We start from the raw sequence: 22978 nt of genomic DNA on the forward strand, positions 1-22978 counted from the left end.
GGCCGGCGAAATGCCGGACCGCATACCTGCCGCATCCGGTTCACGCGTACTTGTAGAAGCCCTCGCCGGTGGCAACGCCGAGCTTGCCTTGATCGATGTAGGTCTCTTTCAGCCATGTGGCGAGCTTCTCGTCTCCCGTCGAGCTGTGCGTCAAGATGTTGTACGGCGTGGTGAGTCCGATCACATCGAGAATCTGCAGCGGTCCCAGGGGTGCACCGGTCGCGATGCGCCACGTCTTGTCGATGTCCTCGACCGAGGCGTAGCCGCCGGCGGCGAGGCCCATACCTGCGTTCAGCAGCGGGACGAGAAGAGTGTTGAGAACGTAGCCGGCCTTCTCCTTGTGAATCGCGATGGGCACCATGCCGATCTCGGTGGCGAATTCCTCGACGGTGGCGAAGACGGCGGGATCGGTCTGCGTCGTGCCCATCACCTCGGCCGTATTGAATTTCCACACTCTGTTCGCGAAGTGCAGCGCAAGGAAGCGATCCGGCCGTCCGGTGAACTCGACCATGTCGGAGGGCAGCAGTGTCGACGAGTTGGTCGCGAAGATCGTTTTCGCCGGCGCCAGCTCGCCGAGCCTGGTGTACACGTCACGCTTGAGGTCCAGTACCTCGGGTACGGCCTCGATGACGAGGTCGGCTTGGGCTGCGGCGTCAAGGTCGGTGGAGAGCGTCAGACGCATCAGCGCGAGGTCGGCTTTACCGTCCTCGGCAGCACCGGGAACCTCGGCGCGGTACGTGGCGGCGAGGTGGGCGAAGCGTTCCCGTGCCGCGGCTAGCGCGTCATCGCTGATGTCATAAGCGGTCACGGCGAATCCGCTGTACGCGGTCTGGAACGCGATCTGCGAACCGAGGACGCCTGTGCCCAGGACGGCGACAGTGGTGATGTCGGTCATGATTCCTTCTCTCCAGCGGGGATCGCCCGCTCGGCTGTGCGCGGCACATCGGCTGCGCGGATGGTGCGCCGGTCCCAGCCGGCGACGATCTGCTCGATCTGTATCTGCAGCTGCGCGGCGAGGAGGTCACCGCCGGTGCTCGCGCGCACAAGAACGACATGCGCGCAGGCGAACACGGCGCGCGCAGCGCTATACGCGTCATCGGGAGGGGTCTCCCCCGCGAGCAGACGGGCGATTCCCCCCTCGAGGTCGGCGACGATGGCGAGTCCCTCGGCGCGATGCGGATCCGCCTCCCCGCCGAACATGAGCTCGCGCTGATACGCAGCAGTGTCGGCAGGGCGAGCGGCAGCCGCCGCAAGCGTGGGCGCCAGCGCAGTCCAGATCGCGGCCGTCGGGGGCCAGACGCCGGCGGCCTCGGCCAGACCGCGCTCGACGCAGGCTCGAAAGTCCGCGTTGAACACCATCAGCAGCAACTCCGCCTTCGTCGCCGCGTACCGAAAGACAGTTCCCGCGGCGACGTCAGCATGTTCGGCTATCTGCTGGGTCGTCACCTCGGCGTAACCGTGCTCCGCAAATAGGGTACGTGCGGCGGTGAAGATGCGCGCACGCTTCTGGAGCTTGCTGCGTTCTCGGCGGCCTTGTTCTGCGGTCATAATGAGTAGCCTCAGAAATGAGTCTACTCATTATTCGTCCGTCAGCCGTCGGCGTGGCCGGCGATGATGTCGATCAGCAGATCGGTCGCACGTGCGTAGCCGGTCACACCTTCGCCCACCACGTGGACGGCGGCGATGTCGCGGATGTACGAATAGTGACGGAATTCCTCGCGTGCGTACACGTCCGAGATGTGGACCTCGGCGACCGGCAGCGCGACGCCCGAGAGAGCGTCACGTAGCGACACCGACGTATGAGTCAACCCGCCGGGATTGATCACGATTCCGGCGCAATCCTCTCGAGCTGCGTGGATGGCGTCGATGAGCACGCCCTCGTGGTTCGACTGCAGTGCACGCACCTCGAAGCCGGATGCGGCGGCCGTCCGCGAGACGAGAGCTTCGACATCCGCGAGTGTCTCTCGTCCGTACACGTCGGGCTCGCGGGTCCCGAGCAGATTCAGATTCGGTCCGTTGAGCAGCAGGAGCCGGCGCGGAGTTGACGTCACGGTGTCACTCTATTGCCCGGCGCATTTCGAGCTCGCGCCCGATCGAGCTCACGAGCGTGACGCCGGTCGGTGTGAATCCGATCCGCGCATAAGCACGCTGTGCGCGCAGATTGTCACGGTGGACATCCAGTGTCAGAGCGTCATGCCCGCGTTCTGCGGCCCATGCTGACGCGGCGTCAATGAGATCGCCGAGCAGTCCCCGCCCGCGGAGTCCGGGGTCGATGTACACGCCGACCACATCTGCGCGCGGCGCCGTGAGGGCGCGGCCGAGGTGGTCGATGTCGCCGGAGGCACGCAGCAGCACGGTCGCGGTGCCGATCCAGCGCTCACCGGCAGCGATGGCTACGAACTGTGCAGCATTCTCGCCGAGGGCACCGCCTGCCGTTCGCTCCCGCCAGAAGGAGTCTTCTCGGGCGAGTTCTTCGTCTTGGGTGGTGAGGAATGCCAGCGCCGCGTCCGGGTCGCCGGTCGCACGGATACGCAGGTCGCGCACGTCTGCCCATTCGTGCAGCTGGACTCGACGTACTTCGTATTGCGCTGCCGGACGCGGCAGGTCGCGCACTACTCGGCGACCTCCTGATAGGCGGCGAACAACAGGGATTCGTCGGGGGCCTGCAGCACGGTGGGGCGGGCGATGTCGTCGAGGACGATGAAGCGCAACATGCTCCCCCGCGTCTTCTTGTCGCGTTGCATCGTCGAGAGCAGCTGCTGCCATGCGCCCGCTCGATAGGTGGTGGGCAGACCGAGCGAGGTCAGGATGTCGCGGTGTCGCTGGGCGGCATCGTCGGAAAGGCGCCCGGCAAGCCGAGAGAGTTCAGCGGCGAACACCATGCCGATCGAGATCGCGGCCCCGTGGCGCCACTGATACCGCTCGGTGTGCTCGATGGCGTGACCGAGGGTGTGACCGTAGTTGAGGACCTCGCGAAGGCCGGCCTCGCGCAGGTCCTCGGAGACCACTCGCGCCTTCATCCCGATCGCCAGCTCGATACACCGTCGGAACGATGCGGATGCCGGATCTGTGGCGGCATCCGGGTCCTGCTCGATCAGCTCGAGGATCTCCGGATGCCAGATGAAGCCGGCCTTCACGACTTCGGCGAATCCCGCGACGGTCTCGTTGCGGGAGAGCGTTTCGAGGAGGTCGAGGTCGCAGACGACGGCGGTCGGTGGCCAGAAGGCGCCCACCAGGTTCTTTCCTTCGGCCGTGTTGATGCCGGTCTTTCCGCCGACCGCCGCGTCGACCATGCCGAGTACCGTCGTCGGGATCTGGACCACGGCCACCCCGCGCAGCCAGGTCGCCGCGACGAAGCCCGCGAGATCAGTGACCGCTCCCCCGCCGAAGCCGACGACGGCATCGGTGCGAGTGAAGTTCGCCTGCCCCATCACCTGCCAGCAGAACGCGGCTACCTCGACGCGCTTGCCGGCCTCGGCGTCGGGCACCTCGGCGAGAAGCACCTGTCGCTCCCCTTGAAGGCGTCCTCGGAGTTCCTCGGCCTGTGCTGACAGTGTCGGCGGGTGCACGATGAGTACCCGCTGGGCGGCTGCCGGGAGGGCCTGCGCAACCGAATCCAGGATGCCGCGCCCGATCGTGATGTCGTAGGGGTTGTCGCCGGTGACGGCGATCGTCGTCGGAGGGGTCATGACTGTTCCTTCGCGGTGTCGCATGGTTCGGATGACGCTGCACGCGGGCGTGCCCAAGCGACGATCTCGTCCACAACGTGCTGCAGGGGGCCGGTCGAGGTGTCGATCGTGATGTCGGCGACGCTCTCATACAGGGGACGACGCTCCTGCCAGATGCGCCGCCACCGCTCCATGGGGTCCTCACCGGTCAGGAGCGGGCGCGCGGTTCCCTGAATCCGCCCCGCCACGACGCGAGGGTCGACAGTGAGCATCACGACATCGCATGTCGCCAGATCCGCACGAGTGTCGGCATTCAACACTGCACCGCCGCCGAGCGACACGACAACACCGCCCCACCCAAGGGCGTTCTGGATTGCCTCACGCTCCCAGGCACGGAACGTCGACTCGCCGTGGGTTTCGAAGATCTGCTCAATCGGCCCATGCTCGCGCTGGATCACGGCATCCGTGTCGATGAACCTGATGCCCAACGCTTTGGCAACGCGACGGCCGATGCTCGTCTTTCCCGCCCCCATGGGGCCGACCAGAACGAGCGGGCTAGTGGGAGCCATCGCCGGTGAGAACCGCGGCATCCAGCAGCGAGTCGTCGCTTTCCGCGCTCGTTCGCAGCGTTCCAGGAATCGCGTCGAGGTAGGACTGCAGGTTGCGTCGTGTCTCAGCGACACTGTCGCCGCCGAACTTCTCAAGCACGACATCAGCGAGCACGAGGGCCGTCATGGCTTCAGCGACCACGCCGGCTGCCGGGACCGCGCACACGTCCGAACGCTGGTGGTGCGCGCTGGCGGTCTCGCCGGAGGCGACGTCCACAGTCCGAAGCGCGTGCGGAACCGTGGCAATCGGCTTCATGCCGGCCCGGACCCGAAGCACCGTGCCGGTAGACATGCCGCCTTCGGTGCCTCCGGCGCGATCGGTGGCCCGGGCGATGCCGCCGTCGGTGGCGAACAGTTCGTCGTGGGCTTCCGAGCCCCGCCGCCGCGTGGTCAGGAATCCATCGCCGACCTCGACGCCCTTGATCGCCTGAATGCTCATGAGCGCTTGCGCTAGCTTGCCGTCGAGCCGGCGATCCCAGTGCACGTGGCTGCCGAGCCCCGGGGGGAGCCCGAACGCGAGCACCTCGACGACACCGCCGAGGGTGTCGCCGGCTTTCCGTGCGTCATCGACTTCGGCAACCATCCGCGCTGAGGTCTCCGGATCGAAGCAGCGCATCAGGTCGGCATCCAGTGCCTCCACGTCATCCGGCGTGGGCAGCGGAGCGTCCCGGGGAGCTTCGACCGGGCCGATACCCACCGTGTGAGAGACAAGACGGATGCCGAGCTCTGCCAGGAACGCGCGGGCGATGGCTCCGAGCGCGACCCGAGCAGCAGTCTCGCGGGCGCTTGCGCGCTCCAAGATGGGCCGTGCCTCATCGAAGCCGTACTTCTGCATCCCGACCAGGTCGGCGTGGCCGGGGCGAGGACGGGTCAGTGCTGCTCCCCGACCGCGCGACCTCTCGGTCAGTTCGACGGGCTCAGCGCTCATGACCTCGACCCACTTGGGCCACTCGGTGTTGGCGATACGCAGCGCGATCGGGCTGCCCAGGCTCAGGCCGTGCACGACGCCGCTGGAGATCGTGAGTTCGTCTTCTTCGAACTTCATGCGGGATCCGCGCCCGTATCCCAGCTTGCGACGAGCAAGGTCGGCCTGGATCTCTGAACGGGAAACGGGCACACCGGAGGGAAGACCCTCCATGACGGCAACCAGTTCGGGGCCGTGCGATTCGCCGGCCGTGAGCACGCGGAGCATTGGTCTAGTCTCCCACGAGGCTCGCGCGCATCGCGCCGACGACAGCCGACTCGTCGCGAAGCGGAACCGCTGGATCTCCTCCGACGAAGATCCGCACCTGCAGTACCGCCTGGTGCAGCAGCATCGCTTCGCCCGTATAGATGTCACGGCCGGCGCGCAACCAGGCTGCCTGAAGTGATGTCATCCCCTGCCCATAGACCACGTCGAACAACGGCCCGCCGCCGGAGGCAAGCGCGTCGGCGTCGGCCTCGGGCACCACCGCACCGCCCGGCAGTGCCGCAATCGTCAGATCGACCGGTACGGGCTCTGGTCGCGTGAGCGGGACCCCGTGAACGGACAGGCCCAGCCGTTCGCCGATCTCGCTGAGCGCGGCGACAGCTTCGGGCCGGCGCGCTGCAACCTCGATCTGGTCCGCACCGAGCTCGGCGACAGCCACGAGCGCGGATGTCGCTGTGGCGCCTGCCCCGACGATCCGGACGTGGCGCAGCTCGGCGATCCCGCAGTCAGCGAGGGCACTGACTATTCCGCCGACGTCAGTGTTGAAGCCGGAGGGCCCAGCGCCGGTCAACAGCAGCGTGTTTACTGCTCCCGTGAGCTCCGCGCGCGCGTCGCGGGTCACGGATGCCGCGAAAGCTGCTTCCTTCAGCGGGTAGGTGACCGATAAGCCTCGAAAGGTGTCGTCGAGCGAGGCCAGTTCTGTGGCGAACCCCACCGCCGTGACCCGGCGGCATCCGTAGGACCAGTCCAGGTCGAGTACGCGGTACGCGGCGGCGTGTAACTGGGGCGACCGGCTGTGCTCGATCGGGTCGCCCCAAACCTCCAGACGCGGAGGACGATCCGTCACCTCAACATCCGGCGTCGGGGTTATCCGTGCACCACTGGCGCCACTGCTCGACGGCGGCGAGGTGGTCATCGTAGTTGGTCGTGAAGACCGTCTCACCGGTATTGAGGTTCACCGTGACGAAGTACAGCCAGGGGCCATCCTCGGGGTGCATGGCCGCGTCGATCGCGAGGTCTCCGGGGTTGGCGATGGGGCCAACCGGTAGCCCGTCGATGACGTAGGTGTTCCACGGATTGTCGTCGGTCAGAGCCTCGCCGGAAGAACTCACGGTCCCATCGTGCAGTTCGCCGTAGCCGTACTGGGCAGTCGAGTCCATCTGCAGCTTCATGCCCTGATCGAGCCGGTTCTGGATGACGCGCGAGACCTTGTAGAAGTCGGCTTCAAAACGGGCTTCGCGCTGGATGATCGAGGCGATTGTGAGGATGCGCTCCCGATCATCGACAGGCACGCCTGCGGTATCCAAGGACTGGACCGCGCGGTCGACGAGGGTCTGAATCACCTGCTGCGCTGTCACGCCCGGGTCGAACGTGTAGGTAGCCGGGAAGAGCCAGCCCTCCAGCGGCTGCCCGCCCGCGGCAACGACAGCCTCGTTGACGGGAACGCCGAAGACACTGGGGTCGGCCACTGCGGCTTGGAAGTCTTCAAGCGGAATCGCCAGGCTCTCCGAGAGGATCTGGATCGACTGGTCGACCGTGAGTCCCTCGCGTAGCTGCGCAGTGTTCTCCATCCTGTTGGCCGGGTCGAGAATCGCCTCGAGTGCGGCAGCTGAGGTCATCTGCTGCTGCAGACGGAACACCCCGGGTACAAACGGCGGATTCAAGTCTTCGGCGACGAGGTAGTCATAGAACGCGTCAGGCGTCTTCGTTACCCCGGCCTCGTAGAGCTTCGGTGAGATCGAGGCGCCGGTATCGCCCGAGACGATCGTGAGGAACGCCTCACCGGTGGCCATCCCCTCCTCGTACTCCTGCGGCTCCTCCCAGCCCAACACCTCGCGGATCTTGTCCTCGTAGTTCGACCACACCCACCAACCACCGGCCGCAGCACCGCCGAAGAGCACGAGCACGATGATGAGGGCGATCCATCCACCGCGACGGCGGCGACGGCGTTCTGCGGGCGGAGGGGTCATGCCGATGTCATCCGTGGTGCGCTCTCCCGTGAAGAGGTCATCGAGGGTGCCGGCCGAGGCCGGCGCGGAACGATCCGCACGAGGGACGGATGTCGAGGTCGAGGTGAGAGTCTGGGTTGAGGCTGGCGGAGCTGCGACCGCGGCCCAGAAGAGCTCAGGTGGCACATCGTCGCTATTCGAGCCAGAGCCGGTCGCGCTCCTCGGCTGCGCGGGGAGCTGAGAAACCGACCCGGAGCTGCCGCTCGCGGCCGAGGCGCGCGCTTCGCGGGCTGCGCGTCGCGACGGCGGAGGTTGCGTGGGTAATCCCTCGGAATCGGGTACCGATGCTGGCTTTTCGCCCTGCGAGGGCGACGTCGGCTGACCGCTGCCCTGGTCCTGTGCGTGGTCTTCCGCCGCGGTGTCAGCGGGGTCGCCTTCGGTGTTCGCGGAAGATGACGGTTCTGACGATGAGGCTGCGCCTGCGGTGGGTCGCGAACGGCCGTCCGGGAGCTTCCCGAAAAGATCGGCGAACGGATCGTCGAACGGTGACGAATCGTCGGGCATGTCAGGCGGGCTCCTCGGCGGGGGGTAGTAGCGCACCCGGTGGGCGGCCGGTGCTCTTCTCGATGTCCAACGCCTGCTGCAAGAGCACGACGGCGGCAACCTGATCCACAATCGTACGAGAAGATCGGGTGTTTCTGCCGGACGCGCGTAGTGCGCTGTGCGCCGAGACCGTGCTGAGGCGCTCATCCAGCATCCGGATCGGAACGCCGATTCGCTCTCTCAGCTCGTGGGCGAAGGACTCTGCATCCTCGGTTGAGGCTGTGCGCTCTCCGCGGAGATTGATCGGTAGCCCCACGATGACTTCGAGCGGACTGACCTCGCGCACGAGGTCTATCAGGCGGCCGATCGTGCCGTCGCCGCGCGCAACCGTCTCAGTCGGCGTCGCGAGCATCCCGTCCGGATCGCACTGGGCGACCCCCACGCGGGCCTTGCCGACGTCGACGGCGAGACGGATGCCGCGGCGAAATCCGCTCACGGTCGGGGCAGCCCCGCCACGACATCATCAAGGGCCCGCGCCAGCGCGCTCACGTCGCTACCACCGCCCTGGGCAAGATCATCGCGTCCCCCGCCACCGCCGCCAAGTGTTGTCGCCGCAGCTTTCGCGAGGGGACCTGCCTTCACCCCGAGCGAGCGAGCCGCTTCCGTCGTCGCAACGATGACGACCGGTCGGTCGTCGACCTCGCCTCCGAGAGCCACCACCGCAGCGTCGGAACCGAGTCGCTCACGAACCTTCAGTGCGACGGCACGTACGTCGTCAGCCGAGCCCGCGCGTCCGAGGTTAGCAGCGACCACGGACAGAGCACCCACACGACGAGCTCCGGCAACGAGATCCGGAACCTGCTCACTCAGAGCCTTCGCCTGCAGCGACGCGATCTTCTTCTCGGCTGCCTTGAGGTTCGCGGTCAGCTCAGCGATGCGCGCCGGCAGCTGATCCCGGGGAGTCTTCAGCGACGAGGTCAGCTGTGAGACGATCGCCCGTTCGGCAGCGAGCTCACGGAAGGCGTCCGCCCCGACGAGCGCCTCGACGCGGCGATTGGCAGCGCCGACCGATGACTCGCCGATCAGGTTGATGAGGCCCACCTCGGAGCTGGTCGCGACGTGGGTGCCACCGCACAGCTCACGAGACCACGGACCTCCGATGTCGACCATCCGCACGGTGTCGCCGTACTTCTCTCCGAACAAAGCCATTGCTCCGAGCTCTTTGGCTTCGTCGAGGGCAAGTACGCGGGTGGTCACCTGGAGGTTGTCCCGCACGGCGTTGTTCGCGATCTCCTCGATCTCGGATTTGGTCTCGGGCGACAGGGCCTGTGTCCACGCGAAGTCGAAACGCAGGTAGCCCGCGCGGTTCAGCGATCCCGACTGCGTGGCAGACGAGCCGAGCGTGTCGCGGAGGGCGGCATGGACGAGGTGTGTCGCCGAGTGCGCCTGTGCTGCCGCACGACGATTGGCGGCATCCACGATCGTCGTCGCGGCAAGGCCCACAGCTACTTCTCCGCTGGTCACCTCCACGGTGTGACTCACCAGGCCCGGTACCGGCTTCTGCACATCGATGACGTCGAGCTGATAGCCCGGACCGACGATGATGCCCTTGTCGGCGACCTGACCGCCCGACTCGGCGTACAGCGCGGTCTCGGCGACGATGACCTCGGCTACCTGACCGGTGGTCGCGCGATCGACCGAGACCCCATCCACGAGCACGCCCAGGATGCGGGACTCGGTTTCAAGATCCGTGTATCCCGTGAACGTCGTCTCGCCGAGGGCGCGGAACTCGCGGTACACGGAATGATCGGCGATAGCGCGCTTGCGGGACTTCGCGTCGGCCTTCGCCCGCTGGCGCTGCTCCTGCATGAGCGAATCGAAAGCGGCCCGATCCACCGAGAGGCCTGCCTCTTCGGCGATCTCGAGGGTCAAGTCGATCGGAAAGCCGTAGGTGTCGTGCAACAGGAAAGCCTCGGAGCCCGGGATCTCGGCCTTACCCGCGCTCTTGGTCTCGGCTACGGCGAGATCCAGAATCGTCGAGCCCGCTGCAAGCGTGCGCAGGAACGTCTCTTCCTCGGCGACGGCTGCGGACTCGAGCCGGTCGTACTCGGTGGCGAGAGTCGGATACGCGGGGGCCATGGCATCCCGTGACGCCGCGAACAGTTCGCGGAACGTCGGCGCGTCGACGCCGAGCAGTCGCATCGCACGGATCGTGCGCCGCATGAGGCGGCGAAGGATATAACCACGGCCCTCGTTCGAAGGGCGGACACCGTCCGAGAGCAGCATCAGCGAAGACCGCACGTGATCCGCGACGACGCGGAATCGCACGTCATCCTCGTGGACTGCACCGTAGGTGCGGCCCGACAGCGCGACGGCGAGATCGAGCACAGGACGCACCTGGTCGGTCTCGTACATGTTGTCGACGCCCTGTTTGATGAACGCGACGCGCTCCAGGCCCATGCCGGTGTCGATGTTCTTCTGCGGGAGATCCCCCACCACATCGAAGTCGACCTTGGACCGAACGTTCGTGATCGCGTACTGCATGAACACGAGGTTCCAGATCTCGGTGAAACGGCTGTCATCGACTGCCGGGCCCCCGTCGGGACCGTAGGCCGGTCCGCGGTCGAAGTAGATCTCCGAGCAGGGACCCGCAGGGCCAGGCTGACCGGTCGACCAATAGTTGTCTTCCTTGCCGAATCGCTGGATGCGCTCCTCAGGGAGTCCTGCGATCCGCTTCCAGAGGCCGGCTGCTTCGTCATCGTCCTCGTACACGGTGACCCACAGGTCCCGCTCGGCAAAGCCGAGACCACCGGCCGACTCGGGCGAGGTCAGCAACTCCCAGGCATATTCGATGGCGCCTGCCTTGAAGTAGTCGCCGAACGACCAGTTGCCGAGCATCTGGAAGAACGTGCCGTGGCGTGCGGTCTTGCCGACCTCTTCGATGTCGTTGGTGCGAATGCACTTCTGCACGTCAGCGGCGCGCGGATACGGTGCGGGAACGACGCCCGTCAGGTACGGAATGAACGGCACCATGCCCGCGACGGTGAACAGCAGCGACGGGTCGTCGGTGACAAGCGACGCACTCGGGACGATGACGTGATCGTTCTTCTCGAAGTAGTCGAGGTAGCGCTGCGCGATCTCAGCGGTCTTCATCGGGTTTCCTTTGCACAGGTGAACTGCACCGCCCGCGCGGGGCGATGCGAACACGCATGGAGATCAGTCAGTCAGCTTCTTGGCTGCGTCTTTTGCCGCGTCAGCGACGTCGCCCGCAGTATCCGTCACGGCGTCGGCCACAGTATCGACCGTCGACGATGCCGAGTCCACGGCGTCCTCGACGATTCCGACAATGCGAGCTTCCTGCTCGCGGTAGGCATCCGCGATGCGGTCGGTGAACTGCGAGATACGAGCATCCACCTCGGCGAGCAGTTCGTGTCCCCGTGGGTCTTTGTTGACGTAATGGGCGGCGACGAAACCCCCGGCAAGTCCCAGTGCGAACCACAGCAGGTTTTTCATGCGCTCACTCCCTTTCCGCGACGGCGGCTCATCCCATCGTAGGCGAGAACGGCGAAGGGCGCCGGGTCACCCCGACGCCCTTCGCGAACGTGCTTCTGCGGACTGCTTAGCGCGCCGCGTAACGGTGTTGTTGGCCGCTTCGCGGCTGTACTACGCGCCGCTTAGCGCGCCGCGTAGTACTCAACGACGAGCTGAACGTCACAGACCACGGGCACCTCGGCGCGCTTGGGGCGACGCACGAGACGGGCGTGGAGCTTGTCGAGCTCGACCTCGAGGTAGCCCGGAACCGGGGGCAGAACCTCGGCGTGTCCGCCGGCCGCGGCGACCTGGAACGGCTCGAGGCCTTCGCTCTTCTCCTTGACGTGGATGAGCTGGCCGGGTGCGACGCGGAACGAGGGGCGGTCCACGGTCTTGCCGTCGACGAGGATGTGGCGGTGCACCACGAGCTGACGAGCCTGCGCGGTCGTGCGGGCGAAGCCGGCACGAAGAACCAGCGCGTCCAGGCGCATCTCGAGCTGCTCGACGAGGTTCTCACCGGTCAGGCCGTCCTTGCGGCGGGCCTCGTTGAACGCGATGCGCAGCTGCTTCTCGCGGATGCCGTACTGCTCGCGCAGACGCTGCTTCTCGCGCAGGCGGACGGCGTAGTCGCTGTCGGCCTTGCGCTTGGTGCGGCCGTGCTCGCCCGGTGCATAGGGACGCTTCTCGAGGTAGCGAGCTGCCTTGGGGGTAAGTGCGACGCCGAGGGCGCGCGACATGCGCACCTTGCGGCGGTCCTGGGACTTCGTAGGCACGAAGGATTCCTTCCGATGACATGGCCGCGACTCTCGCGACTCATGGACGTATCCCGCACTCCCGCTTCGGTTCGCACGTCGCAGCGCACCGAAAGGTGATCTCGAGTGAGGGGATATCCGAAAACTCGGTTTCGAACCGAACTAGTCTACCAGAGCTCTCAGTCCCCGCCGGAAGCGGCACCCGAGCCGGGCTCTTCCGGCCTGCCGAGGATGCGGCGGATTCGGCTCCACCGTGCCGCAATCTCCCGTTCTGCGCCACGGGAGGTCGGGCGATAGTAGCTGCGGTCGCGCAGCGCATCGGGAAGGTACTGTTGCGCGACCACGCCGCGCTCATCGTCATGCGGGTAGCGGTAACCCTTCCCGTGTCCGAGCCGCGCGGCTCCCGGGTAGTGCGCGTCCCGCAGGTGCGGCGGGACTCTGCCGCCACCGCCCTGGCGCACGTCGGCGATCGCGGCATCGATCGCCAGATACGCGGCGTTCGATTTGGCCGTGGTCGCGAGGTACACCGTCGCCTCAGCAAGCGGAATACGTCCCTCGGGGAAGCCGATCAGTTGAACCGCGTCGGCTGCCGCAACCGCGAGCGGGAGGGCCTGCGGATCTGCGAGACCAATGTCCTCGGCGGCCGAGATGATCAGACGACGTGCGATAAAGCGGGGGTCCTCCCCCGCCTCGATCATGCGCGCAAGATAGTGCAGCGCGGCATCCGGATCCGACCCGCGGATCGACTTGATGAACGCGCTGATGACGTCGTAGTGCTCGTCGCCCTGACGGTCATATCGAAGGAGCGCCCGGTCCACCGCCTGCGCGACGTGCTCGGCGGTGATCGTGCCGGCTGCCCCGTCGGCTTCCGGTTCGGCGAGGGACGCCGCTGCCTCCAGGGCGGTAAGGGCGCGGCGGGCGTCACCGGAAGCGAGCCGCACGAGTGCAGCGCGTGCTTCGTCGGTCAGGGCCACGGCACCGGCAAGTCCGCGCGCATCCGACACCGCCCGGTCGATGAGTTCGGCGAGATCGGCATCCGTCAGCGGCTGCAGCGTCAGCAGCAGCGACCTGGACAGCAACGGCGAGATGACCGAGAACGACGGATTCTCCGTGGTTGCGGCGATCAGGACGACCCAACCGTTCTCGACGCCAGCCAGCAACGCGTCCTGTTGCGCTTTGGTGAATCGGTGGATCTCGTCGAGGAAGAGGATCGTGGAGGTTCCGTACAGGTCGCGCTGCGTCAGAGCGTCCTGCATCACCTCGCGCACATCCTTGACTCCGGCGGTGACAGCCGACAGCTCGACGAAGCGGCGACCGGATGAGCGCGCGACAGCCTGGGCGAGAGTGGTCTTGCCGGTCCCCGGCGGACCCCAAAGGATGACGGATGTCGCCGCTCGCGCGCCACCATCGGGATCCGCGAGCACGACAAGCGGCGCACCCGGCCGCAGCAGGTGCTGCTGTCCGGCGACCTCGTCGAGGGACGTGGGTCTCATCCGCACCGGCAGCGGGGTTTGCCCGGAGAAGAGCCCCGCCGTGTTCGCCATGGGATCCAGGCTAGCCGCGCACGACGACATCGCCGCCGCATCCGAGCCTGGCCGCGGAGGCGCTCCGTATTAGGCTTAAGCGTCCATCCCCCGCAGGCGGCTTCGCCGCATTGAGGTGCCTTCCGTGTCAGACACAGCTTCGTCCTCCACCCCCGTCGAACAGCCCTGGGGCCGCGTCGATGACGACGGCACGGTTTCGGTTCGCGAAGGCGACCAGTGGCGCGTCGTCGGTCAATACCCTGACGGCACCGCTGAAGAGGCTCTGGCCTACTACGAGCGGAAATTCTCTGATCTCGCCTCCGAGGTCACACTCCTGGAAGTTCGCCACCGCCGCGGTGGTGCCAGCGCCGCGGACCTGCGTGCGACAGCTGCGACCCTCAGCGGGAAGATCTCGGGAGCGTCAGCTGTCGGCGACCTCGCAGCGCTGAGCGCCCGGGTCGAGGCTCTCACCGCGTCGCTGACCGAAGCGAGCGCCGCCGAGGCCGCTCAGGCTCGGGAGGCCGTGGATGCCGCGATTGCCGAGCGGACACGGCTCGTCGAGCAGGCCGAAGCGATCGCCGCGCGCGACCCCAAGACCGTGCAGTGGAAGACGGCCTCGGCCGAGATGAGCTCGCTGTTCGACCAGTGGCAGTCTCACCAGCAGAACGGTCCGCACCTTCCCAAGTCGATCTCGCAGTCGCTGTGGAAGAGATTCCGAGACGCGCGGGCAACTGTCGACAAGCACCGCCGCGAGTTCTATGCCGAGCTCGATGAGGCGCACAAGGCAGTTCGTGAGCGTAAGAACCGTCTGGTTGAGCGCGCAGAGGCGCTCGCGCCGCGCGGCGAAGACGGCATCGGCGCCTACCGTGACCTGCTGAACGAGTGGAAAGCTGCGGGCCGCGCCGGCAAGAAGGTCGACGACGCACTATGGGCTCGGTTCAAAGCTGCCGGGGACGCGCTCTATTCGGCACGGGCGGGTCGTGAGGCTGCGGAGGTCGAGGCATCGAAAGAGAAGATCGACGCCAAGCGGGAACTCCTCGAGCGGGCACGCCCGATTCTCGACATGTCAGACCTTGCCGCTGCGCGCAGCGCCCTCACCGCGATTCAGCGGTCGTGGGATGACATCGGTCGCATCTTTCCGCGCGATCAGGAGCGTGCCCTCGATGATGAGCTGCGCAAGATCGAAGTGTCTGTCCGTGCGCGCGAGGACGCCGAGTGGACGCGGAACAATCCCGAGACCACGGCACGTGCCAACGACATGACCCGCCAGCTGTATGACGCGATCACCAAACTCGAGGCGGAGCTTGCCGAGGCCACCGCACGTAAGGACCAGCGGGCGATCAAGCAGGCAAGCGAGGCTCTCGAGGCCCGGCGCGCCTGGCTCCGCGCGGTCGAGGGCTGACCGGGACTTCTCCACAGACTGACAACAGCGCACCGGCGAGTGAGTCGACCGGAGGCAGACTGCGGGGATGACCTCGCCGTTTCTGTACTTCGTCGATGAGCGACTCTCGCTGGCGGAGCTGTCTGCCGCACGCCTCGACGGGCACCTCATCGAGATCGACGCCGCCTATATGCCGGCAGACACCGTGGAAACGCCCAGCGCGCGGGCAGCGTCTCTGGGGCCCTTGCTTCGCGATCTCATGGCGGCGACTCACCTCTCGGCAGCATGGGTGCACGGTGTCATCAGTGAGCCGCCCTCCCGGCATACCGTGCAGCGAGCGGTGCCGCATCGCATCCACGGCGTCATCCATCGCCGACTCCACTATCGAGACCCGTACCTGCCCGCCAGCGACCTCTACCGGATCGGCGGGGTGCTGGTCACGTCTCCGGCGCGGACGGTCGCCGACCTTGCTCGCGTGGGTGACGCCGACCACCGGACAGCTCTCGACGGCTTTGCGCGAGACCCCGCGACGATCCGGGCAGGCATCGACTGGCTAGAGCACGCCGGCACCGTTCCGCACAAGGTGCGAGCCCTCGACCTGTTGCGTTCCCGCAGCGCTGAACCTACGAGGACGTGACCCGGTAGACGTCGTAGACGGCATCGATGCGGCGGACCGCATTGAGGACGCGGTCAAGGTGGACGATGTCGCCCATCTCGAACACGAAGCGGCTAATCGCCAGACGGTCGTTCGTGGTGGATACGGATGCAGAGAGGATGTTCACGTGGTGTTCGCTGAGTACGCGAGTCACGTCACTGAGCAGCCCTGAACGGTCGAGGGCTTCGACTTGGATCTGCACCAGGAACACACTCTTGGTCGTCGGGGCCCACTCCACATCGATGAGGCGTTCGGGGTCCGAGCGCAGCGATGCCACGTTCGTGCAGTCAGCTCGGTGCACGGAGACACCGCTTCCCCGCGTCACGAACCCGAGGATCTCGTCGCCGGGCACCGGCGTGCAGCACTTCGCGAGCTTGACGAGGATGTCGGGTGCACCGCGCACGAGAACGCCCGAGTCACCGGCGCGCGGCTGACGCGAGCGCCCGACGTGCGGGAGGTCGATCGGCCCCGTGGCCGTGTCGTTCGATGCGCTGACGAGCGCCGTGACCTTCTCGATGACCGACTGCGTCGAGACATGGCCTTCGCCGACAGCCGCGTACAGTGCTGATACGTCTTCGTAACGCAGTCCGTCAGCTACTTCGCTGAGCGTGTCCTGGTTCATCAGTCGCTGCAGCGGCAGGTTCTGGCGTCGCATCGCGCGCGCGATCGACTCCTTGCCCTGTTCGATTGCCTCTTCGCGCCGCTCCTTCGTGAACCATCCCCGGATCTTGCTGCGAGCTCTGGTGCTCTTGACAAAGCTCAGCCAGTCCTGGCTTGGCCCGGCATCCGGGTTCTTCGAGGTGAACACCTCGACGACGTCCCCGCTCTTGAGCTCGGACTCGAGGGGAACGAGCCGCCCGTTGACTTTCGCGCCCATCGTGCGGTGACCGACTTCGGTGTGCACTGCGTAGGCGAAGTCGACCGGCGTCGCGCCCGCCGGAAGTCCGATCACGCGCCCCTTGGGGGTGAAGACGTAAACCTCTTTCGCGCCGATCTCAAAGCGCAGCGAATCGAGGAACTCTCCCGGGTCGGCGGTTTCTGCCTGCCAATCCGAAATCCGCGCGAGCCACGCGAGATCTGCGTCGACGGCTTTGTCGTCGATCTTCCCGCCGGCCATCCGCTCCTTGTACTTCCAGTGGGCTGCCACACCGTACTCGGCCTGCTGGTGCATCTCGTGGGTGCGAATCTGGATCTCGACGGTGCGACCCTCCGGTCCGATCACCGTCGTGTGAAGCGACTGGTAGAGGTTGAACTTCGGGGTGGCGATGTAGTCCTTGAACCGCCCGGGCAACGGCGTCCACCGGGCATGAATCGCACCCAGCACGGCGTAGCAGTCCCGCACCGACGCGACCAGAATGCGGATGCCGATGAGGTCGTAGATGTCGTCGAACTCGCGACCCCGCACCACCATCTTCTGATAGACGGAGTACAGCTGCTTCGGGCGACCGAGTACGCGCCCGCGGATGCGCAACTCGCGCAGATCGGTGTCGACGGCGTCGATGACGTTCTGCAGGTACTTATCGCGCTGCGGGGTGCGCTGCTTGACCAGGCTCTCGATCTCGGCGTAGAGCTTCGGATGCAGAACAGCGAACGACAGGTCCTCGAGCTCGGACTTGATGGCCTGGATACCGAGGCGATGCGCGAGTGGTGCGTAGATCTCGAGCGTCTCGGTGGCCTTCTTGCGGGCCTTCTCGGGAGGGACGAAGCCCCACGTCCGTGCGTTGTGCAACCGGTCAGCGAGTTTGATGAGCAGGACACGGATGTCGCGCGACATCGCGACGATCATCTTGCGTACGGTTTCTGCCTGCGCGCTCTCGCCGTACTTGACCTTGTCGAGCTTGGTCACCCCGTCGACGAGCATCGCCACCTCGTCGCCGAACTCCGCGGCGAGGGCATCGAGCGAGTAACCGGTGTCTTCGACGGTGTCGTGCAGAAGGGCGGCCGCCACAGCCTTGGGGCCAAGGCCCAGATCGGCGAGGATTTGGGCCACAGCCAGCGGATGCGTGATGTAGGGCTCGCCGCTCTGACGCTTCTGTCCCGAATGGGCGCGATCGGCGATCGCGTAGGCGCGCTCGATGATCGCCAGATCACCCTTGGGATGGTGCGTGCGGACGGTGCGCAAGAGCTTCTCGACATCGTCGCGACGTGCGGCACGCGAGAAGATGCGCGGCACGAGCCTCAGCAACGACGAGGACCCTGGAGGCACGCTCTGGGCGGGCGGGACTGTCTCGGTCACCCGGTAGCCCTCCCTTCGCTGGAGCCCATATCCTACGCTGCGCTAGGGGCGATCAGGCCGAAGCTACCGCCTGTTCGCGGGCGGCGAGGACCCGCTCATCGCGCTGACGGATGGCCGGCTCGCCCTCACGGAACAGCGAGAACAGCGGCGCCGCGACGAACAGCGTCGAATAGGCCGCAACGATGATTCCCACGAAGATCGACAGTGAGATGTCGCTCAGCGTCTCGGCTCCGAGCCAGAACGCCCCGATGAACAGGATCGCGCCGACCGGCAGGATCGCCACGACTGTCGTGTTGATCGAGCGGACCAGCGTCTGGTTCACTGCCAGGTTCACCGACTCGCCGAAGGTGCGGCCCGATATCTCGCCGTCTTCCGAGGTGTTCTCCCGGATCTTGTCGAACACGACTGTCGTGTCATAGAGCGAATACGCGAGAATCGTGAGGAACCCGATCACTGCGGCAGGCGATATCTCGAAACCGAACAGCGCATAGATCCCCACCGTGATCACCAGCACGTCGACGAGGCCGATGATTGCTGCCGCAGACATCTTCCAGGTGCGGAAGTACAGCGCGAGGATGATGAAGGTCAGCGCGAGGAAGATGGCCAGACCCCAGAGCGACTGGCGCGTGACGTCCTGTCCCCAGCTCGGGCCGATGAACGACGTGGTCACCTCGCTCGCGTCGACGCTGTACGCCTCGGCGAGTGCTGCAGCGACATCGCGCGTCTCGGCATCCGTCATCTGATCGGTCTGGACGCGGATCGTGTCGGCACCGACTGTCGCGACCTTCGTCGTCGCGCCCGGCACGACCGACTGCACTGCTTCGGTGGCGATGAGCTGGTCGGTGCTGGTGGCACCCGAAACGGTGAACTGGGAGCCCCCGGTGAATTCGATCGAGAACTGAATCGGCCTGATGAAAGGCACAAGTGCCGAACCGATGACGAGGATCGCGGCGATGATGAACCACAGCCGCCGCTTGCCGACGAAGGGGAAGGACGTCTTCCCGCTGTACAGGTCGTTTCCGAGCTGGTTGAGGGAGCGCATCAGGGGGTGTCCTCTCCCTCGGTGGTCTGGCTAGAGCCGGACGTGCGGGACTCGGCAAGCTTGCGCTCGGCGATCGTCTGGCGGCGCGCGGCCTCACCTTTGGAGCGAGACGCCCGCTTCTCGGCGGCTGTCTTTGGCGCCACGACCGGCGCGCGGAACTGTGCCCGCCCGCGGTAGACGGCGCCCAGGGCGTCGGGATCGAGGCCCGAAAGCGGGTGGCCGGATGAGAAGAATCTCGTGCGGGCCAGCAGCTGCATCACGGGGTGCGTGAAGATGATGAAGATCAAAACGTCGATCGCGGTCGTGAGGCCGAGGGTGAAGGCGAAACCCTTCACCGTTGCGTCGGCCAGGATGTAGAGCACGACCGCCGCGAGAATGTTGATCGACTTCGAGATGTAGATCGTGCGCTTCGCTCGCGACCAACCGTCTTCGACGGCGCCGGTGATCGACTTGCCGTCGCGCAATTCGTCTCTAATGCGTTCGAAGTACACGATGAACGAGTCAGCGGTGAACCCGATCGACACGATCAGACCCGCGACACCGGCGAGCGAGAGCCGGAAGCCCATGCGCCAGCCAAGGATCAGCAGCATCACGTACGTGAGCACCGCCATCACGACGAGGGAGGCGATGATCACGAACCCGAGGGCGCGGTAGACGATGAGCGAGTAGATGGCGACCAGGGCCAGGCCGATAAGGCCCGCGATCAACCCGATCTGCAGCTGCTGGGACCCGAGGGTTGCCGAGATCGTGTCAGAGCTCACGACGACGAAGCTCAGCGGTAGCGCACCGTACTTCAGCTGGTCGGCAAGGACCTTTGCGGACTCCTGCGTGAAGCTGCCGCTGATGCTCGGGCGTCCGTCGAGGATCTGCGCATTCATCGACGGAGCGGTCAGGACGTAGCCGTCGAGGACGAAGGCGAACTGGTCGAGCGGCGGCGTCGCTCCGAAGAGCCGCTGGCTGATCTGCCCGAAGGTCTCAGTCCCGGACTCGTTGAACTGCAGGTTCACGACCCATCGACCGGAAGTCTGCTCGAGTCCGCTCGTCGCGTCGACGATCGATGACCCGTCCAACTCCACCGGTCCGAGGATGTACTTGACCGTTCCCGATGCGTCACACGTGATGAGTGGCTCATCAGTGGGCGCGTTCGCGGGATCGTTGTCCGGGTTCGCACAGTCGTACGCAAGAAACTCCGCCTGCAATGCCGGCGTGATCCAGTTGGTGTCGCTCCCGCTGGTGGGCTCCACTGTCGGCGTCGACTCGAGGCTGGGGTCCGGCGTCGGATACGGGGTGGACTCGCCGTCCTCGCCGATGAACGACGTGGCAGGCGACCCCGTGTACAGCACAGCTCGCAGCTGCAGCTGCGCGGAGGCCTCGATCCTCTGCCGGGTCTGCTCGTCTGCCTCGCCCGGGATCTGCACGACGATGTTCTTGCCACCCTCTGTGGTGACCTCAGCTTCGCCGACACCCGAGGCGTCGACACGCTGGCGGATGATCGTGACAGCCTGATTCATCTGCTCGGCCGACGGGTCAGCACCGTCCGCGGTCTGCGCTTCGAGAATGATCTGGGTGCCGCCCTGCAGGTCCAGGGCGAGCTCCGGTGCCCATGAACTTGCGTTGAACACATAGACGCCCAGGGCGTTGATACCGAACAGAACCGCCGTGATTGTCAGCAGACCGGTGAGGGCCCGCCAGGCACGGCGAACAGGAGTGGATGCAGCCACGGGATGCTTTCCAGAAAGGGTCAGGCGTTGGGCTTGGTGTCGCCGTCGCGCCCGTCGGCGTCGGTCTCGGCGGCCGGCTCCGCGTCCGTGGTCACAGCATCCGAGGACTCGCCGTCGTGGGTCTCGTGATAGTTGTCGACGATGTCGTCGAAACCGTCGTCGGTTTCGTCCTCAACCTCGTCAGCGGGCGTGATGATCCGCAGAATCGCCTGGCTGTGGACCTTGATGTCGACGCCGGGCGCGATCTCGACAACCGCAGGCTGGTCGAGATTGTCGGGGTCGAACTCGACGATGGTGCCGTACAGGCCGCCCTGCAGCAGCACCTCGGCGCCGGGAACGGTCTGGCGCGCCTTCTGTGCCTGCTCCTCGCGCTGCTTCTTCATGCGGCGGCTGGAGTTCCAGAACATGAACACCAGGAGGGCGCCCAGCAGGATGAGCAGGCCGTAGTTGAGGAAGAAATCCTGGAAGTTCATGAAGAAGGGCGCCTTTCGGGTGCGGCCGCGCAGACGTCGGGCCGCGTGGGGTCAAAGCCTCCAGGAATTATAGGTCATCGAATCTCAGCGTCTGATCGGCATGACGTACACCGAGGTGCGCGTAGGCGTCAGGAGTCGCAACGCGGCCGCGGGGGGTGCGGCCCATGAAGCCGATGCGCACGAGGTAGGGCTCGATCACAGACTCGATCGTGTCGGCTTCCTCGCCGACGGTCACGGCGAGAGTGTTGAGTCCGACGGGACCGCCATGGAACCGGCGCACGAGCGCCTCCAGGACGGCGCGATCAAGTCGGTCAAGGCCAATCGCGTCAACGTCGTACAGGTCGAGGGCGGCGTCTACGGATGCCGCAGAGGCGCTGCCACCGTGGACGACGACGTAGTCGCGGACCCGCCGTAGCAGCCGGTTCGCGATGCGCGGTGTCCCTCGTGAGCGCCGGGCGATCTCGGCGCGAGACTCGGCTGGCAGCGGAACGTCCAGCATCCGCGCCGATCGCTCGAGGACCCGCTCCAGTTCTTCGGGCTCGTAATACTCCAGGTGCGCTGTGAAGCCGAACCGATCTCGCAGCGGATTCGGGAGCAGGCCCGCGCGCGTCGTGGCGCCCACGAGCGTGAACGGGGCCAGATCGAGAGGGATGCTCGTGGCACCGGCGCCTTTGCCGACCATGATGTCGATCCGAAAATCCTCCATGGCGAGGTAGAGCATCTCTTCGGCAGAGCGAGCCATGCGATGGATTTCATCGATGAAGAGCACTTCACCGGGAGTCAAGCTCGAGAGCAGAGCCGCGAGATCGCCGGCGTGCTGGATCGCCGGTCCACTCGACATCCGCAGCGGCCGTTCGCTCTCGTGAGCGACGATCATGGCGAGCGTCGTCTTGCCCAAGCCTGGTGGACCGGCCAGCAGGATGTGATCGGCGGGTCGCTCCTGAAGGCGTGCTGCGTCGAGGAGGAGCTGAAGCTGTCCCCTGACCTTGGTCTGCCCGACGAACTCAGCAAGGGACGACGGCCGCAACGCTCCCTCGATCGCGAGCTCAGACTCATCCTTCGAGGGCGTGGGGTCGGTGAGGTCATCCACGGGTCGTCTCCTTGCGTGCGGGCCCGAGCTCTGCCAGCGCTCGGCGCAGCAGATCCTGCACTGACGCCTCGGAGGCGGCATCCTCAATGACGCTCGCTGCCACCTCGGCGGCGTGGCGCTCGGGCCATCCGAGCCCGGTCAACGCGGCTGTCACCGCGTCAGCTCGGCTGTCAGATCCGGATGCCGCGCGCGACGCCACAGCGGGGGCTATGACCTTCCCCGTCAAGTGCAGCACGATCAGCTTTGCCGTCTTCGGGCCGATTCCCGATACCCGACGGAAGGGCGCGTCGTCTTCGGCGGCGACAGCGGTGGCGATCTGATCGACCGACATCGCGCTGAGCACTCCCAGTGCGGACTTCGGGCCGACGCCGGTGACTCCGACCAGCAGCAGAAACGTCGTCAGCTCGTCGCGGGTCTCGAAGCCCACGAGGCTCAGTGCGTCCTCTCGGACGATCAACGATGTGTGCAGGAACAGCGGTTCACCGACTCGCGCCGCGCGGGCGACGTCGGGCGTCACGGCGACGTTGAGTCCCACGCCCCCGACTTCGATCACCACCGAGTCCAGGTCGGCGTAGCCGACGACGCCCCGCACTGACGAAATCATCGTGCTCCTCCCG

Annotated in this window: 22 protein-coding genes; 2 read left to right on the top strand and 20 right to left on the bottom strand. The window is 66.2% G+C overall.

The genetic code is table 11. From position 1 onward, the window contains the following. Positions 1–40: 40 nt before the first annotated feature. The 14 genes from LL236_RS10680 to LL236_RS10745 all read right to left on the bottom strand — a co-directional run bounded on the left by LL236_RS10680 (position 41) and on the right by LL236_RS10745 (position 13784). A complete protein-coding gene (locus LL236_RS10680; RefSeq protein ID WP_228178739.1) occupies positions 41–895 on the bottom strand; it encodes a 3-hydroxyacyl-CoA dehydrogenase in 855 nt (284 codons plus the stop codon). Next, positions 892–1548 (bottom strand): TetR/AcrR family transcriptional regulator, encoded by a 657-nt coding sequence (locus LL236_RS10685; RefSeq protein WP_228178740.1) that lies wholly within the window; start codon positions 1546–1548, stop codon positions 892–894. Before LL236_RS10685 ends, LL236_RS10680 begins: the two co-directional genes overlap by 4 nt. A 41-nt stretch (positions 1549–1589) precedes the next feature. Next, positions 1590–2051, bottom strand: coding sequence for a type II 3-dehydroquinate dehydratase (gene aroQ, locus LL236_RS10690; RefSeq protein ID WP_228178741.1), 462 nt, complete (start codon positions 2049–2051; stop codon positions 1590–1592). 4 nt (positions 2052–2055) lie between these two features. Beyond that, positions 2056–2544, bottom strand: coding sequence for a GNAT family N-acetyltransferase (locus LL236_RS10695; RefSeq protein ID WP_228178743.1), 489 nt, complete (start codon positions 2542–2544; stop codon positions 2056–2058). Between the two features lie 68 nt (positions 2545–2612). After that, on the bottom strand, positions 2613–3689 hold the full coding sequence (aroB, locus tag LL236_RS10700) for a 3-dehydroquinate synthase (RefSeq protein WP_228178745.1): 1077 nt from the start codon (positions 3687–3689) through the stop codon (positions 2613–2615). Further along, the gene (locus tag LL236_RS10705) at positions 3686–4237 is read right to left on the bottom strand and encodes a shikimate kinase (protein WP_228178747.1); all 552 of its coding nucleotides are present in this window, start codon (positions 4235–4237) and stop codon (positions 3686–3688) included. The genes aroB and LL236_RS10705 overlap by 4 nt, the downstream gene beginning before the upstream one ends. After that, entirely contained in the window at positions 4224–5468 is a 1245-nt protein-coding gene (gene aroC, locus LL236_RS10710; RefSeq protein WP_228178748.1) for a chorismate synthase, read from the bottom strand. Before aroC ends, LL236_RS10705 begins: the two co-directional genes overlap by 14 nt. A gap of 4 nt (positions 5469–5472) precedes the next feature. Beyond that, positions 5473–6312 carry a shikimate dehydrogenase family protein gene (locus LL236_RS10715; RefSeq protein ID WP_228178750.1) on the bottom strand — a complete coding sequence of 280 codons (840 nt, stop codon included), beginning with the start codon at positions 6310–6312 and terminating at the stop codon, positions 5473–5475. Position 6313: 1 nt separating this feature from the next. Beyond that, complete coding sequence (gene mltG, locus LL236_RS10720; RefSeq protein WP_228178751.1) at positions 6314–7600, bottom strand: endolytic transglycosylase MltG; 1287 nt, start codon at positions 7598–7600, stop codon at positions 6314–6316. Between the two features lie 379 nt (positions 7601–7979). Next, entirely contained in the window at positions 7980–8453 is a 474-nt protein-coding gene (ruvX, locus tag LL236_RS10725; protein ID WP_228178752.1) for a Holliday junction resolvase RuvX, read from the bottom strand. Next, on the bottom strand, positions 8450–11110 hold the full coding sequence (gene alaS / locus LL236_RS10730; RefSeq protein WP_228178754.1) for an alanine--tRNA ligase: 2661 nt from the start codon (positions 11108–11110) through the stop codon (positions 8450–8452). The genes ruvX and alaS overlap by 4 nt, the downstream gene beginning before the upstream one ends. Positions 11111–11173: 63 nt before the next feature. Beyond that, a complete protein-coding gene (locus LL236_RS10735; protein ID WP_228178755.1) occupies positions 11174–11470 on the bottom strand; it encodes an ATPase in 297 nt (98 codons plus the stop codon). Positions 11471–11631: 161 nt separating this feature from the next. Further along, positions 11632–12261, bottom strand: a complete 630-nt coding sequence (gene rpsD, locus LL236_RS10740) for a 30S ribosomal protein S4 (RefSeq protein ID WP_228178756.1) — start codon at positions 12259–12261, stop codon at positions 11632–11634. 158 nt (positions 12262–12419) lie between these two features. Beyond that, entirely contained in the window at positions 12420–13784 is a 1365-nt protein-coding gene (locus LL236_RS10745; RefSeq protein WP_228178758.1) for a replication-associated recombination protein A, read from the bottom strand. A 124-nt stretch (positions 13785–13908) separates the two neighbouring features. Between LL236_RS10745 and LL236_RS10750 the strand changes: the two genes are divergently transcribed. Then, positions 13909–15165, top strand: a complete 1257-nt coding sequence (locus LL236_RS10750) for a DUF349 domain-containing protein (RefSeq protein ID WP_228178760.1) — start codon at positions 13909–13911, stop codon at positions 15163–15165. 67 nt (positions 15166–15232) lie between these two features. Then, complete coding sequence (locus LL236_RS10755) at positions 15233–15781, top strand: hypothetical protein (protein WP_228178761.1); 549 nt, start codon at positions 15233–15235, stop codon at positions 15779–15781. Here the strand turns inward: LL236_RS10755 and LL236_RS10760 are convergent. From LL236_RS10760 to ruvA, 6 genes are all read right to left on the bottom strand, one after another. Next, a complete protein-coding gene (locus LL236_RS10760) occupies positions 15768–18035 on the bottom strand; it encodes a RelA/SpoT family protein (protein WP_308017267.1) in 2268 nt (755 codons plus the stop codon). The genes LL236_RS10755 and LL236_RS10760 overlap by 14 nt on opposite strands. A gap of 52 nt (positions 18036–18087) precedes the next feature. Beyond that, a complete protein-coding gene (gene secF / locus LL236_RS10765) occupies positions 18088–19077 on the bottom strand; it encodes a protein translocase subunit SecF (protein ID WP_228178765.1) in 990 nt (329 codons plus the stop codon). Then, complete coding sequence (gene secD / locus LL236_RS10770; RefSeq protein WP_228178769.1) at positions 19077–20798, bottom strand: protein translocase subunit SecD; 1722 nt, start codon at positions 20796–20798, stop codon at positions 19077–19079. Before secD ends, secF begins: the two co-directional genes overlap by 1 nt. 20 nt (positions 20799–20818) lie before the next feature. Continuing rightward, complete coding sequence (locus LL236_RS10775; RefSeq protein WP_228178770.1) at positions 20819–21271, bottom strand: preprotein translocase subunit YajC; 453 nt, start codon at positions 21269–21271, stop codon at positions 20819–20821. A 67-nt stretch (positions 21272–21338) separates the two neighbouring features. After that, positions 21339–22361, bottom strand: a complete 1023-nt coding sequence (gene ruvB / locus LL236_RS10780) for a Holliday junction branch migration DNA helicase RuvB (RefSeq protein WP_228178771.1) — start codon at positions 22359–22361, stop codon at positions 21339–21341. Then, the gene (gene ruvA, locus LL236_RS10785) at positions 22354–22965 is read right to left on the bottom strand and encodes a Holliday junction branch migration protein RuvA (protein WP_228178772.1); all 612 of its coding nucleotides are present in this window, start codon (positions 22963–22965) and stop codon (positions 22354–22356) included. Before ruvA ends, ruvB begins: the two co-directional genes overlap by 8 nt. Between the last annotated feature and the right edge of the window lie 13 nt (positions 22966–22978).

Source organism: Microbacterium schleiferi, from assembly GCF_020781975.1.
Lineage (GTDB): Bacteria > Actinomycetota > Actinomycetes > Actinomycetales > Microbacteriaceae > Microbacterium.

Excerpts from the sequence above, each read along its gene's own strand:
- LL236_RS10680 (WP_228178739.1), bottom strand. The coding sequence starts at position 895 with ATGACCGACATCACCACTGTCGCCGTCCTGGGCACAGGCGTCCTCGGT.
- LL236_RS10685 (WP_228178740.1), bottom strand. The coding sequence starts at position 1,548 with ATGACCGCAGAACAAGGCCGCCGAGAACGCAGCAAGCTCCAGAAGCGT.
- aroB (WP_228178745.1), bottom strand. The coding sequence starts at position 3,689 with ATGACCCCTCCGACGACGATCGCCGTCACCGGCGACAACCCCTACGAC.
- LL236_RS10705 (WP_228178747.1), bottom strand. The coding sequence starts at position 4,237 with ATGGCTCCCACTAGCCCGCTCGTTCTGGTCGGCCCCATGGGGGCGGGA.
- aroC (WP_228178748.1), bottom strand. The coding sequence starts at position 5,468 with ATGCTCCGCGTGCTCACGGCCGGCGAATCGCACGGCCCCGAACTGGTT.
- alaS (WP_228178754.1), bottom strand. The coding sequence starts at position 11,110 with ATGAAGACCGCTGAGATCGCGCAGCGCTACCTCGACTACTTCGAGAAG.
- LL236_RS10735 (WP_228178755.1), bottom strand. The coding sequence starts at position 11,470 with ATGAAAAACCTGCTGTGGTTCGCACTGGGACTTGCCGGGGGTTTCGTC.
- LL236_RS10745 (WP_228178758.1), bottom strand. The coding sequence starts at position 13,784 with ATGGCGAACACGGCGGGGCTCTTCTCCGGGCAAACCCCGCTGCCGGTG.
- LL236_RS10755 (WP_228178761.1), top strand. The coding sequence starts at position 15,233 with ATGACCTCGCCGTTTCTGTACTTCGTCGATGAGCGACTCTCGCTGGCG.
- secF (WP_228178765.1), bottom strand. The coding sequence starts at position 19,077 with ATGCGCTCCCTCAACCAGCTCGGAAACGACCTGTACAGCGGGAAGACG.
- LL236_RS10775 (WP_228178770.1), bottom strand. The coding sequence starts at position 21,271 with ATGAACTTCCAGGATTTCTTCCTCAACTACGGCCTGCTCATCCTGCTG.
- ruvA (WP_228178772.1), bottom strand. The coding sequence starts at position 22,965 with ATGATTTCGTCAGTGCGGGGCGTCGTCGGCTACGCCGACCTGGACTCG.